Annotated in this window: 13 protein-coding genes and 1 tRNA gene; 9 read left to right on the forward strand and 5 right to left on the reverse strand. The window is 64.0% G+C overall.

Translation table 11 applies throughout. From position 1 onward, the window contains the following. The 5 genes from AC1D34_RS24285 to AC1D34_RS24305 form a co-directional block, all read right to left on the reverse strand. Nucleotides 1–478, reverse strand: a 478-nt coding sequence (locus AC1D34_RS24285; protein WP_476825569.1) for an ABC transporter substrate-binding protein, incomplete at its 3' end; no start/stop codon positions are given. Next, nucleotides 451–1,437, reverse strand: a complete 987-nt coding sequence (locus tag AC1D34_RS24290) for an alpha/beta hydrolase (RefSeq protein ID WP_476825570.1) — start codon at nucleotides 1,435–1,437, stop codon at nucleotides 451–453. The genes AC1D34_RS24290 and AC1D34_RS24285, both read right to left, overlap by 28 nt. Nucleotides 1,438–1,451: 14 nt before the next feature. Beyond that, nucleotides 1,452–2,102: a GntR family transcriptional regulator gene (locus AC1D34_RS24295; protein WP_441491664.1), complete on the reverse strand. Its 651-nt coding sequence runs from the start codon at nucleotides 2,100–2,102 to the stop codon at nucleotides 1,452–1,454. Between the two features lie 271 nt (nucleotides 2,103–2,373). Beyond that, the gene (locus tag AC1D34_RS24300; protein WP_441491663.1) at nucleotides 2,374–3,030 is read right to left on the reverse strand and encodes an NUDIX hydrolase; all 657 of its coding nucleotides are present in this window, start codon (nucleotides 3,028–3,030) and stop codon (nucleotides 2,374–2,376) included. Nucleotides 3,031–3,189: 159 nt separating this feature from the next. After that, nucleotides 3,190–3,264, reverse strand: a tRNA-Lys gene (locus tag AC1D34_RS24305). A 110-nt stretch (nucleotides 3,265–3,374) separates the two neighbouring features. On the opposite strand from AC1D34_RS24305, the gene AC1D34_RS24310 reads away from it, so the two are divergent. The 9 genes from AC1D34_RS24310 (at nucleotide 3,375) to lpdA (ending at nucleotide 12,574) form a co-directional block, all read left to right on the forward strand. Further along, nucleotides 3,375–4,355 (forward strand): threonine dehydratase, encoded by a 981-nt coding sequence (locus tag AC1D34_RS24310; RefSeq protein ID WP_476825571.1) that lies wholly within the window; start codon nucleotides 3,375–3,377, stop codon nucleotides 4,353–4,355. After that, nucleotides 4,348–5,430: a hypothetical protein gene (locus tag AC1D34_RS24315; protein WP_476825572.1), complete on the forward strand. Its 1,083-nt coding sequence runs from the start codon at nucleotides 4,348–4,350 to the stop codon at nucleotides 5,428–5,430. The genes AC1D34_RS24310 and AC1D34_RS24315 overlap by 8 nt, the downstream gene beginning before the upstream one ends. A gap of 41 nt (nucleotides 5,431–5,471) precedes the next feature. Continuing rightward, nucleotides 5,472–5,783: an FtsB family cell division protein gene (locus tag AC1D34_RS24320; RefSeq protein ID WP_113512615.1), complete on the forward strand. Its 312-nt coding sequence runs from the start codon at nucleotides 5,472–5,474 to the stop codon at nucleotides 5,781–5,783. 298 nt (nucleotides 5,784–6,081) lie between these two features. Continuing rightward, nucleotides 6,082–7,062 (forward strand): pyruvate dehydrogenase (acetyl-transferring) E1 component subunit alpha, encoded by a 981-nt coding sequence (gene pdhA, locus AC1D34_RS24325; protein WP_244523678.1) that lies wholly within the window; start codon nucleotides 6,082–6,084, stop codon nucleotides 7,060–7,062. A 79-nt stretch (nucleotides 7,063–7,141) separates the two neighbouring features. Beyond that, nucleotides 7,142–8,551 (forward strand): pyruvate dehydrogenase complex E1 component subunit beta, encoded by a 1,410-nt coding sequence (locus tag AC1D34_RS24330; RefSeq protein ID WP_441491641.1) that lies wholly within the window; start codon nucleotides 7,142–7,144, stop codon nucleotides 8,549–8,551. 4 nt (nucleotides 8,552–8,555) lie between these two features. Then, nucleotides 8,556–8,939: a hypothetical protein gene (locus AC1D34_RS24335; RefSeq protein WP_113512609.1), complete on the forward strand. Its 384-nt coding sequence runs from the start codon at nucleotides 8,556–8,558 to the stop codon at nucleotides 8,937–8,939. After that, nucleotides 8,930–10,261 (forward strand): pyruvate dehydrogenase complex dihydrolipoamide acetyltransferase, encoded by a 1,332-nt coding sequence (locus AC1D34_RS24340; protein ID WP_476825573.1) that lies wholly within the window; start codon nucleotides 8,930–8,932, stop codon nucleotides 10,259–10,261. The genes AC1D34_RS24335 and AC1D34_RS24340 overlap by 10 nt, the downstream gene beginning before the upstream one ends. A 60-nt stretch (nucleotides 10,262–10,321) precedes the next feature. Next, nucleotides 10,322–11,065: a YqhG/Tai3 family protein gene (locus tag AC1D34_RS24345; RefSeq protein WP_441491639.1), complete on the forward strand. Its 744-nt coding sequence runs from the start codon at nucleotides 10,322–10,324 to the stop codon at nucleotides 11,063–11,065. A gap of 69 nt (nucleotides 11,066–11,134) precedes the next feature. Beyond that, nucleotides 11,135–12,574, forward strand: a complete 1,440-nt coding sequence (gene lpdA, locus AC1D34_RS24350) for a dihydrolipoyl dehydrogenase (protein ID WP_476825574.1) — start codon at nucleotides 11,135–11,137, stop codon at nucleotides 12,572–12,574. The last annotated feature ends 186 nt before the right edge of the window (nucleotides 12,575–12,760 follow it).

Genomic DNA, 12,760 nt, shown 5'->3' on the forward strand with positions numbered 1-12,760 from the left:
CCGCCTGCGCGAACAGGTCCTGCCGATAATAGAGATAGAGCACGACATATTGCAGAGGCAGGTAATATTGCTTGCCGTCGGCGCCCCTGTTGATCTTCCAGATGTTGTCCGCAATGTCGCTGCGCCCGGCCCAGCCGGCGATCAGGTCATCGATCGGGGAGAGCGCCTTCATCTGCTGGAAGCGCGCAGCCCAGGACAACCGCACCATCGCGCAGTCGGGTCCGTTGCCGGCGACGAGGGCGGCGAAGAGCCGGGTCTGGTAGTCGTTACCACCGCCCCAGGGGATGCTCTCGGCCTGGACCTTGATGCCGGGATTCGCGGCCTCGAACTTGGCGATGAGTTCGGCCGGCGAATGCTGCGGGTTGTCGAAATGGTACCACCAGCGCACCGTTGTGGTGCCTTGGGCGATGGCGGGGCGGGCGAGGGGGCTGGCGAGAGCGCTGGCGCCCGCTAATTTGATGAAAGTCCTGCGTTCCATGGTTGGCTTCCTCCGGTTTTTTTATCGTTGAGGTGGTTGGCAATGTGGCGGCCGCCAGCGGTGATCATGTCGGCAGCGGCAGCGAGTTCCCTGCTCATGCGCAGGCAGCCATGCACGACGCCGGGAACGTGATCGAAACGGAAGGGCACGCCGGCCTCGCCCAGGCGCTGGGCCAGCCGGATGGTGTCGTCGCGCAGCGGATCGAGCCCCGCGGCGGAGAGATAAAGCGGCGGCAGGCCGGCAAGCGCAGCCCGGCCAGGCGCGGCCAGGCTCAGCGTCTCGTCCGGCTCGTCGCCGAGGAAATTGTTCCAGTACCAGCGCATGTTCGCGCTGGTGAGCAGGTAGTCGCCGCCACCGAAGGCCGCATGGCTCGCCGTCGAGAAGTCGGGTTCGTAGCAGCCGTAGAACAGCGCGGCGGCCGATAGCGGCGGCAGGCCCTCATCGCGCCGGCGCAGCAGTGCTGCCAGCGCCAGATTGGCGCCGGCGGAATCGCCCGCGATCGCGATCCGCTCCGCCGGTATGGGCGTGCCCAGGCCGCCGCGCTCGACGAAGGCGACGCTGGCCAGGAGATCGTCGAGCGGCGCCGGGAACGGGTGTTCCGGAGCGAGCCTGTAATCAACGCCCAGCACGGCGCAGCCCGCTGCCACCGCGAGATTGCGCATCGTTCCGTCATGGGTCTCGATCGAACCGAAGGTCCAGCCGCCGCCATGCGCATAGACGATGACGGACGYTGCCTGCGCGCCTTCAGGCCGGTAAAGCCGCGCACGCATCGCGCCGGCATCCGTGGGAATGACCAGATCGCTCGCCGGGATGGCCGGAGCGCCATCGCTCCACGGCAATGTTGCGGCATCGACCGTTGCACGTGCTTCGGCAATCGGTGCGGAGCGGAAATCGAAGGCGGGGCCGGCGCGGAGCCGTTCCAGAAGCACCTGCATCTGCGGATCGATCCAGGTCGTCATTCGCGGGCTCTTCATTAGGCGGTTCCGTCACGCAGGACGATCGTGTCGATATGCTCCGCCATGGCCGATGACAGGCCTTCGCCATCGCGGGCCTCGAGCAAGGCGTGCAGCAAGCGGTGGCGTGTCGCGGTCTCGGTCAGCGGGCGGCGATGCCCCGGAGCCCACAGTTTCGAGCGGTGCGAATGCAGGGTGCAGCGGGTCAGGATCTGCTCGAGCGCGTCCAGTCCCGACAGGCGGAAGATCGTCAGGTGGAAAGCCATGTCGAGGATGATCAGGGCATATTCGTCGCCGGCTGCGGCGACGGCATCCATGTCGGCCTGTATGGCGTATAGCCGCTCCAGGCTGTCGCGCTCGACATGATGCACCGCCCGCAAGGCGCCACGGATCTCGATCCGGCGGCGCAGAGCCAGAATTTCCTCCGCCTCCTCCGGATCAAGCCTGGTCACCATCGTGCCGCGATGCCCGGAGCGGGTCACGAGCCCGTCCTCCTGCAGGCGCAGGAGCGCCTCGCGGATCGTGCCCTGGCTGCAACCATGCTCGCGCGCCATGCCGAGCTCGGTGAGAGCGCTCTCGGGACGCAACTCATTCAGCATGATCTGCCGCTTCAACGACTCGTAGACGACGTCACGAGGCCTTCGAATCTGGTTCGGAATGAGCACGTTCATCAATATCGATAATGATATCGATATTCGACATGTCAAGTCAGTTTGCGGGGGCTTGCTCGGACCTCGATCTCACGGCGCACTGTTGCAGCGGCGGTCAGGGGATGTATCGGCCTCGACGAAAACGACTCAGATCAGCGCTGGACAGCCGCGAGGTAGTCCAATCGTCGGTGGCGGTGGACAAAGCGGCGCGCGTCCAGGCGCTCATTCTCGACGCTTGCCAATAATGAATTCCGCCTGCTTCGGCGCCAGCATTGCTAGCGGATACTCAAACTCAGAGGGCTGACTTGGGAGAACCAAGCGCGAGATGCCCAGAGACAGAAAGGGCGAGCAGCAGGGAGGATACGTGTTGCGAATGCTTGAGAATTCCATCGTGTAGCCGATCTAGGATCTCCCGCACGGGCATAAGATGAACGCTCATCCCCTCTTCGCTGGCGTCCAGTTTCCGGCTCCCCGTCAACTCTGCCCCCATTGCAAGATAGACGTGGACCCTGTTCGATTGGGTGGCTGGGTTGGCGAAGAGCGAAGAAACGAGGCGCAACTCCGTCGCGCGATAGCCGGTCTCCTCCTCGAGTTCACGTGCAGCTGATCGCCCCGGGTCGAGATCGCCTTCGTCCATCGTCCCTCCTGGCAGCTCCAGGAAAGTATCCGCCGCGCCGTGCCTGTACTGGCGGACCAAAACAATCTCGTCGCAGGGAGTGATCGCGACCGTTTGAACCCAATCGGGATAAGTAAGTACGTAGTAGGGCGAGACCCTGTGCCCTGTCGGCGTCAGGCACTCATCCGCCCTGACGTCGATCCAGCGATCTTTCAGCAATGTCCTGGAAGAGAGGGTACGCCATTTCATGTCCATAGTTTTAGCTATACCCAGCACGCCATGGCGCGCCAAGGCGGCGGTGTCGCCCGCAGTGACTCTCAATGCGATCGTCACATTAGAATCGAGGCGGCGAGAGCTAGCCGCTCAATCGCTGAGTGAATGGACCTGCAGAACCCGCGGCAGCGGCAAATCGACATCACCATATGCTTGGCCCCGCCGAGGCGGAACGAAATGCGGTCAATCCGCTTTATCTATTTGATATAGTGGAGTTTTTGGTGAGCGGGGAGGGGATCGAACCCTCGACCACATGATTAAAAGTCACGTGCTCTACCACTGAGCTACCCGCCCTCACAGGGCGCTGACATACGGACGCCCCGCCCGCCGGTCAACATCGTTCGCACACTCCCGTCATTGTTCGATGGCTTTGAGATGTGGCAGAAGCGCTCCGGAGGATCCGCATGACCGATTTGCCCACCCTGTCCGAGATCAAGGCCGCCAAGGCTCTTGTGGACACTGTCTTCCCGGGAACGCCGCAATATGCCTGGCCGCTGCTGCAGCAGCGTCACGGCTTCGAAATCGTGGTGAAGCACGAAAATCACACGCCGATCGGGGCTTTCAAGCTGCGCGGCGGCATCGTCTATCTCGACCGACTGAAGCGCGAGCGCCCGCATGTGAAGGGCGTCGTCTCGGCGACACGCGGCAATCACGGCCAGAGCATCGCGATGGCGGCAAGCGGAGTCGGGCTGCCTTCGGTGATCGTCGTGCCGCTCGGCAATGCTGTGGAAAAGAACGCMGCCATGAAGGCGCTCGGAGCCGAGCTGATCGAAACCGGCCGGGATTTCGACGAGGCCCGGGCCGCGGCTCAGCAAATCGCCCGCGAGCGCAGCTATGAGATGGTGCCGTCCTTCCATCGCGATCTCGTCTGCGGTGTCGCAACCTATGCGCTCGAGCTTTTCACTGCGCGGCCGAATCTGGCGCGCGTCTATGTCGGGATCGGACTCGGCTCCGGCATCTGCGGCCTGATTGCCGCGCGCGATGCGCTCGGCCTCAAGACCGAGATCATCGGCGTCGTCTCGGAGATCGCCGATTCCTACGCCCGCTCGGTCGAGGCGAAACAGGTGGTCGCGGTCGAGGATGCTCCGAGCTTTGCTGACGGCATTGCGGTCCGGGTGCCCGATGCCGGTGCGCTCACGATCATCCTGAAGGGCGCGGCGCGGATCGTGCGCGTCAGCGAAGATGCGATCGCCGAGGCGATCCGGAGCTATTATCTCGACACCCATAATCTCGCGGAAGGAGCCGGGGCTGCGCCGCTGGCGGCAGCAGCAGCCGAGTTCGAACTCAACCAGGGCGCCTCGGTTGGCGTCGTCCTTGGGGGCGGCAATATCGACATGCCGGTCTTCCGCAAGGTTCTTGCCGGGGAAACCCCTCGCATTGGCTAGTTCGAAAGCTGCCGACGCAGCGGGTTGGAAGTGCTGGTCGCTGGCATTTCTCAGCGCGGCGCTCGCCCTGGTCCTGCTTGTCTTCGGCTTCATCGCGGTGATGGATCCGTTCGGTTCGCGCCTTGCCACCGGACAGGCGGCGCGCCCGCTGATGGATCTCAACCAGCGCTACATGTACCCGCAGCTCGTCCGCTCGGGCGCGTTCGATTCTGCCATCTTCGGGACATCGACGATGCGGCTGCTCGACCCTGCGGTCCTGTCGCAAGGCCTCGATGTCCGCATGGCCAATCTCGCCATGAACGCTGCCACCCCTTGGGAGCAGGTCCAGATGGCGGAGTTGTTCGCGCGCAAAACGGCTACGCCCAAGGCTGTAATCTGGGGCATCGACACGACATGGTGCGATCCCGATGCGACCGAACCAGGTAAACGCCTGACGCCGCGCCCATTTCCGCCCTGGCTCTATGACGACGCCCGCTGGAATGACTGGCCGAAGCTGATCAACCTGACCACGCTGGAAATCGCGGGCCGCCTTCTGGCGCATAGGCTCGGATATCTGCCTGAGCGGATCCGCCGCGACGGCTACGAAGTGTTCACGCCACCAGAACAGACGTATGATCTGGCGCGGGCTCGCTCTCACTTGTTCCACGACTTTGGCGGCGTTGCTCCAGACCTGGCTCCGATCGTGCCGGCGACGAAGGTGGACGCGACGGAACGGGAAAGCTGGCGCTTTCCCGCGCTGGGCTGGCTCGACACGGCCCTGGCAGCACTTCCGGGGCAGACGAAAAAGCTGATCGTTCTTCCGCCGGCTCATCTCACGGCACTGCCGCGTGAGGGCTCGGCAGGCTGGCAGCGCTACGCCGCCTGCAAGGAGGCGCTCCGAACCCTCGCCGCGCGGCGCGGCGCCGTCATCGCCGATTTCGCTCATCGCTCGATGGTCACGCAGCAGGATAGCAATTACTGGGATCCGCTGCATTTCCGGCTGCCGATCGCGCGGCGTGTCGAGGCTGACCTGACTGCGATCGCGCGCGACGCCCCGGTGAGTTCGGACGGCTTCGTGCAGGTCTCCCGGCCCTGATCGTTAACCCGGCATAAACCACGCAAGGCTAGCCTGCCGGCATGGTCGTCCGCCGTGGTCTCAGATCCTTTTTCATCACGCTCGCGCTCTATCTCGTATCGAGTGGAGCGGTCGGCTACTTCATGTTCCATGCCCAGCATGGCTCGCGCGGGCTCGAGGCCCGCGGCGGCCTGCAGGAATCGCTGCGGGTCATGGAGGATGAGCTCAAGGAGCTCACCACCGAGCGCAAGAGCTGGGAGCAACGCCTCGCCCTGATGCGCGACGAAGCCGTCGATCGCGATCTGCTGGAAGAGCGTGCGCGCGCGTCGCTCGGCCGGATCCATCGGAACGATGTCATCATCATGGGGCGCTGAGGAGCGGGAAAAGCCGCAGAATAGTTCCGGTTACATCGATTAACTGAATTCCAGTTAATACATGAAATCTTAGAAATATCAGCGAYATAACTCATGCTGCATTGCGAGATACCTCCCTCGCCAAGGGGTATGTGATCCTCTACAACCAAGGTCGAATGATCTTGGAGGATCGCCGATGGCCGTTGCCGCGCGCAAGACGAAAGCTCCCGCTCAAGCCAAAACCGCGACCAAGGGCGCGGCAAAGGCCAGTTCAGCCAAGACAACTGCGGAGAAGGGGGCGGCCAAAGCGTTGAGCAACATGCCCGCCTTCACAAGGGAAGAAGACCTTCACGCCTATTACGAGATGCTGCTGATCCGCCGCTTCGAGGAGAAGGCCGGGCAGATGTACGGCATGGGCCTGATCGGTGGCTTCTGCCACCTCTATATCGGCCAGGAAGCCGTCGTCATCGGCATGCAGATGGCCTCGAAGGACGGCGATCAGGTCATCACCGGCTATCGCGATCACGGTCACATGCTTGCGACCGGAATGGAATCACGCGGCGTGATGGCCGAGCTGACCGGGCGCCGCGGAGGCTACTCCAAGGGCAAGGGCGGCTCGATGCACATGTTCTCCCGCGAGAAGAACTTCTACGGCGGGCACGGCATCGTCGGCGCGCAGGTATCGCTCGGTGCAGGCCTCGGTTTCGCCAACTGGTACCGGGAGGACGGCCGGGTCTCGATGACCTATTTCGGCGACGGCGCGGCCAATCAGGGCCAGGTCTATGAAAGCTTCAACATGGCCCAGCTCTGGAAGCTGCCGGTCGTGTTCGTGATCGAGAACAACCGCTACGCCATGGGCACTTCGGTCAACCGCGCTTCGGCGCAGACCGATTTCTCCAAGCGCGGCCTGTCCTTCTCCATTCCCGGCGAGCAGGTCGACGGCATGGATGTCCGCGCCGTGCGCGCTGCCGGCGAGCGTGCCATCGCGCATGCCCGCTCGGGCAAGGGTCCCTACATTCTCGAGATGCAGACCTATCGCTATCGCGGTCACTCGATGTCTGATCCGGCAAAGTACCGCTCCAAGGACGAAGTCCAGCGGATGCGCGAGGAGCATGATCCGATCGAGCAGGTGAGGGGGCGCCTCACCCGCGATTTCAAGATCGCCGAAGACGAGCTCAAGGCGATCGACGCCAAGATCCGCGAGATCGTCAACGACGCGGCCGAATTCGCAACGCATGATCCGGAGCCCGATGTCTCGGAGCTCTTCACCGATATTACGCTGGAGCACGCCCGGGCCTGAGGCCCGGACCGCGCCTAAGTCTCTGCCGGCCTTGCCGGCATCTCCTGATCCCGCGTCCTTTCAAATTCCGGGTGTGTTCATGCCGATTGATATCCTTATGCCCGCGCTTTCGCCCACCATGGAGGAGGGCAAGCTCGCCAAATGGCTCAAGGCCGAGGGGGATGCCATCAAGGCAGGCGACATCCTGGCCGAGATCGAAACCGACAAGGCGACCATGGAAGTCGAAGCGGTCGACGAAGGCATCCTTGCCAAGATCCTGGTTGCCGACGGCACCGAGAACGTCGCGGTCAATACGCCGATCGGCGTGATCGCAGCCGATGGTGAGGATGTGAAGGCGGCAGCCTCAGGCGGCGCCAAGCCGGCGGCGGTTGCCGAGAAGCCGGCCGAGCCCGAGGCCAAGGCGGAGAAGGCCTCGGCCGAAGCGCCTGCGGCCGCCGCCACGCCGAGCGTACCTGCTCAGGCGAAGTCCTATGACGCGTCGAGCGAGTTCCCCGCGGGTGCGGAGGTCGTCACCATGACGGTCCGCGAGGCGCTGCGCGATGCCATGGCTGAGGAGATGCGTCGGGATGGCGATGTCTTCGTCATGGGCGAAGAGGTCGCCGAGTATCAGGGCGCCTACAAGGTCACGCAGGGCCTGCTCCAGGAATTCGGCCCCAAGCGCGTCATCGACACCCCGATCACCGAGCACGGCTTCGCCGGTATCGGCGTTGGTGCGGCGCTGACCGGCCTGAGGCCGATCGTCGAGTTCATGACCTTCAATTTCGCCATGCAGGCGATCGACCAGATCATCAACTCGGCGGCCAAGACGCTCTACATGTCCGGCGGCCAGATGGGCTGCCCGATCGTCTTCCGCGGACCCAACGGTGCTGCCGCCCGCGTCGCCGCCCAGCACAGCCATGACTACGCCGCCTGGTACTCGAATGTGCCCGGCCTCAAGGTGGTGATGCCTTACAGCGCCTCGGACGCGAAGGGCTTGCTGAAGAGCGCGATCCGCGATCCGAACCCGATCATCTTCCTTGAGAACGAGATTCTCTACGGGCGTACCTTCGAGGTTCCGAAGGGCGACGACTTCCTGATCCCGATCGGCAAGGCCAAGGTCGTGCGTCCGGGCACGGATGTCACCATCGTCTCCTTCGGCATCGGCATGACCTATGCGCTCGGCGCCGCCGAAGCCCTGGCCAAGGAAGGCATCGAGGCCGAAGTCATCGACCTGCGCACCATCCGGCCGATGGATATCGAGACGGTCATTGCCTCCGTGCAGAAGACCAACCGCTGCGTCGCAGTCGAGGAAGGCTTCCCGCAGTCCGGCGTCACCGCCGAAATCGGCATGCGCATCATGGAAGCGGCCTTCGATTATCTCGACGCGCCGGTCGCCCGCGTCACCGGCAAGGACGTGCCGATGCCGTATGCGCATAATCTCGAGAAGCTCGCCCTGCCKAATGTCGGCGAGGTCATCGCGGCGGCGAAGGCCGTCTGCTACAGGGCCTGATGCCGTGGCGCTGACCGTCCCTGCCATGATCGCAGCGGTCGGCCTCGCAGCTGCCGGGGCCTCTGGAGCGGTCGCGTATTTCAAACCTCGGGAGCGGCTTCGGCCGCGCCCGCTGGCTCCGCCGCATCTAGCGGGCGCCCGCCTGCGCCTGCACCGCCTCGATCTCTGCGCCTACCTGCTGGCGGCGGGCGGCGTGCTGACGCTGATCCCGGAGGCAGTCCAGACCTTCGCTCCCGAGCTGATGTTCGGGAGGACGCTGGCCGGCACCGCCCTGGAACATCTCGACTATATCGCCTTCGTTTTCGTGTCCCTCAGCTTCGGCATGGGCCTGACACGCCGCCTGCTGCTCATCCAATTGGAAAAAGCGAGCCTCCAGCCATGCCCGTAAACATCCTGATGCCCGCTCTCTCGCCGACCATGGAGAAGGGCAATCTCGCCAAGTGGCTCAAGAAGGAAGGAGACGCCATCAAGTCCGGCGACATCCTTGCCGAGATCGAGACCGACAAGGCGACGATGGAGGTCGAAGCCGTCGACGAGGGCATCCTGGCCAAGATCGTGGTGCCGGAAGGCACGGCCGATGTCGCGGTCAACGAAATCATCGGCGTGATCGCCGGCGAGGGCGAGGACGCCAAGAGCGTATCGGCCCCCAGCACCGCGCCCGCCAAGAGCGAGACTGCGCCGAAGGTCGAGGCCAAGGCAGCAGCGGCAGCTCCCGCAGCTGCCCCGGTTGTGGCTGGGCAGCCCGCTGCGCATGCTGCCGACGGCAGCCGCCCCTTCGCCTCTCCGCTGGCGCGTCGCCTCGCCAGGGATGCCGGGCTCGATCTTGCAAAGGTCCAGGGCTCGGGCCCGCACGGACGGATCGTCGAGCGCGATATCGAGACGGCGAAGGCCGGCGGCGCCGCCAAGGCCGCGCCGGCAGCCGCTCCTGCGGCAGCCACGCCCAAGCCGGCGGCTGCCCCGCTCGCGGCCGGCCCCTCCGACGAGGCGGTCAAGAAGCTGTTCGAGCCAGGCTCCTATGAGGAGATTCCGCATGACGGCATGCGCAAGACCATCGCGCGCCGCCTGACCGAAGCGAAGCAGACGATCCCGCATTTCTACGTGACGGTCGATTGTGAGCTCGACGCGCTGCTGAAGCTGCGCGCAGAACTCAATGCTGCGGCACCCGAGAAGGACGGCAAGCCGGCTTACAAGCTTTCGGTCAACGACATGGTGATCAAGGCTCTCGCCCTGGCGCTGCGCGCCGTGCCGGATGCCAATGTCAGCTGGACCGACGGTGCCATGCTCAAGCACAAGCATGCCGATGTCGGCGTCGCGGTATCGATCCCGGGCGGCCTGATTACGCCGATCATCCGCGACGCCTGCCACAAGCCGCTGAGCCAGATCTCGAACGAGATGAAGGACATGGCGGCGCGTGCCAAGACCCGCAAGCTCAAGCCCGAGGAATACCAGGGCGGCACGTCGGCGGTCTCCAATCTCGGCATGTTCGGCGTCAAGRATTTCGCCGCGGTGATCAACCCGCCGCATGCGACGATCCTTGCGGTCGGCGCCGGTGAGCAGCGCGCCGTGGTCAAGAACGGTGCGCTGGCGATTGCGACCATCATGTCGGTGACGCTCTCGACCGACCACCGCGCGGTCGATGGCGCGCTCGGGGCGGAACTGCTGCAGGCCTTCAAAGGCTATGTGGAGAAGCCGATGGCGATGCTGGTGTGATGGGCGTTTAGACGTCGCAAGAGTCGGATTGGCCTGCACGACGATCGGTTGAGGGGACAAATGGGCGCAAGCCACAGAGACAGGCGGTTGGGAAGGTATTCGCTGATCGCCTCAGTTCTTCCCCTGTTGCTTACTGCCTGTCAGACCCCTCATTCGGCAGCGACCTCGCCAGCGAAAGAGGTCAACGCGAGCCATCCGCCTGTGGTTGAGTTCGGACCAGCGGTCGCGCGCGAATATCGCAGGCCGAGGGCACTGTTCGCGGCGCGGCCCGTGCTGACCCAAGCGGACTACACCTCGCGCAACACGCAACCCAAGGCAGCCTCGGGAACGGCAGCGTTCCCCCGAGCCTATGCCGCCCCGGAGGTGATCGCGTCGTTCTTCGCCGACAGAACGATCGTTAGCCATAGCCCTCAGCACGGCACTCAGGTCGAGTATATCGCACCAAACGGCACGACCTTTCTTTGGTATCCCGGAAACGATGTGATCCTGCGCGGGACCTTCAACGTGCTTTGGGAAAACGCCTCGGCTGAGATCGACGATCCTCAGGAAGGGCGTTACCGCGGCCAGATCAACCTCAACTATGTCTGCTTCCGCTATGCTGCGAATTCCTACAATCCCGTGACGGGGCATCGCGGTAGCGGGTTTGAATGCGGCAGCTACGCGAAACAGCGTGAAGCATTGAGGGAGACCCGCAAGGGCGACGTCTTTGGCCTCGCCGCGCGCACCAAGGCCCCATTCCTGCTTGGGCGGGAGCCACAATCCATCGCTGCCTTGCAGAAGCTGGGGGCAGCGAAACAGCAATGATAGCCGATCGAGCTTGGCGTCTGCACCGCGCGGCGCGACGGGTTTCGATTTAGAACAAGGGTTAGGGACATGTCCGACTACGACGTCATCATCATCGGCTCCGGCCCCGGCGGTTACATCGCAGCGATCCGCTCGGCGCAGCTTGGCTTCAAGACGGCGATCGTCGAGCGCGAACACCTTGCCGGCATCTGCTCGAACTGGGGCTGCATCCCGACCAAGGCCTTGCTGCGCTCGGCCGAGATTCTGCATTACGGCCAGCATGCCAAGGACTATGGGCTGACGCTCGAGGGCTCCTTCAAGGCCGATCTTGCCGCCATCGTTCAACGCTCGCGCGGCATCGCCGCCCGCATGAACAATGGCGTCCAGTTCCTGATGAAGAAGAACAAGGTCGACGTCATCTGGGGCGAGGCCAAGCTGACCAAGCCCGGCACGATCGTGGTCGGCAAGACGGCGAAGCCTGCGATGCAGCCGCAGGTTCCACCGCCGAAGAATGCCAAGGGCGAGGGCAGCTACACCGCCGACCACATCATTGTCGCGACGGGCGCACGCCCGCGTGCTCTTCCCGGTCTCGAGCCGGATGGCAAGCTGATCTGGACCTATTTCGAGGCGATGGTCCCGCAGAAGATGCCGAAATCGCTGCTGGTGATGGGCTCGGGCGCGATCGGTATCGAGTTCGCCTCATTCTACCGCACCATGGGCGTCGAGGTGACGGTGGTCGAGGTGCTGCCGCAGGTCGTGCCGGTCGAGGATGCCGAGATCGGCGCCTTCGCCCGCAAGGCCTTCGAGAAGCAGGGCATGAAGATCATCACCAGCGCCAAGGTGACCAAGGTCGAGAAATCGGCGGATTCGATCACGGCCCATATCGAGGACGACAAGGGCGCCAAGCAGACGATTCAAGCCGATCGCATGATCTCCGCCGTCGGCGTCGTTGCCAATGTCGAGAATCTCGGTCTGGAAGCGCTCGGGGTGAAGACCGATCGCGGCTTCATCGCCATCGACGAGTTCTGCCGGACCAATGTGAAGGGCATCTACGCGATCGGCGACGTCGCGGGGCCGCCGATGCTGGCGCATAAGGCCGAGCACGAGGCAGTGATCTGCGTCGAGGCGATCAAGGGCCTTCATCCGCACCCGATGGACAAGAACATGATCCCGGGCTGCACCTATTGCCACCCGCAGATCGCCAGCGTCGGCCTGACCGAGGCCAAGGCCAAGGCGGCAGGGCACGAGCTCAAGGTCGGCCGGTTCAACTTCGTTGCCAACGGCAAGGCGGTCGCGCTCGGCGAGGATAGCGGCCTGGTCAAGACGATCTTCGATGCCAAGACCGGCAAGCTGCTCGGCGCGCATATGGTCGGGGCGGAAGTGACCGAGCTGATCCAGGGCTTCGTCGTCGCCATGAACCTCGAGACGACCGAGGAAGAGCTGATGCACACCATCTTCCCGCACCCGACGCTGTCGGAGACGATGAAGGAAAGCGTGCTCGACGCCTATGGGAAGGTGCTGAACGCGTAGAGATGCTGAACCGGGCGCCCTCCGCGCCAAGTTCCGTGATGGCAGACTGACACACGAGAGCTGGAGACCACCATGGATCTGCGTTCGATTATCGTCGCCATCATCATCGGTCTCGTCGCCGGCTGGCTCGCCAGTATCGTCGTCGGTGGTGGTGGGCTTGTCCGCTACATCATCACCGGCCTGATC

The sequence above is a fragment of the Allobosea sp. P1_A7 genome (assembly GCF_056406775.1).

Coding starts and splice junctions, on each gene's coding strand:
- AC1D34_RS24295 (WP_441491664.1), bottom strand. CDS start 2,102: ATGAACGTGCTCATTCCGAACCAGATTCGAAGGCCTCGTGACGTCGTC.
- AC1D34_RS24320 (WP_113512615.1), top strand. CDS start 5,472: ATGGTCGTCCGCCGTGGTCTCAGATCCTTTTTCATCACGCTCGCGCTC.
- pdhA (WP_244523678.1), top strand. CDS start 6,082: ATGCCCGCCTTCACAAGGGAAGAAGACCTTCACGCCTATTACGAGATG.
- lpdA (WP_476825574.1), top strand. CDS start 11,135: ATGTCCGACTACGACGTCATCATCATCGGCTCCGGCCCCGGCGGTTAC.
- AC1D34_RS24345 (WP_441491639.1), top strand. CDS start 10,322: ATGGGCGCAAGCCACAGAGACAGGCGGTTGGGAAGGTATTCGCTGATC.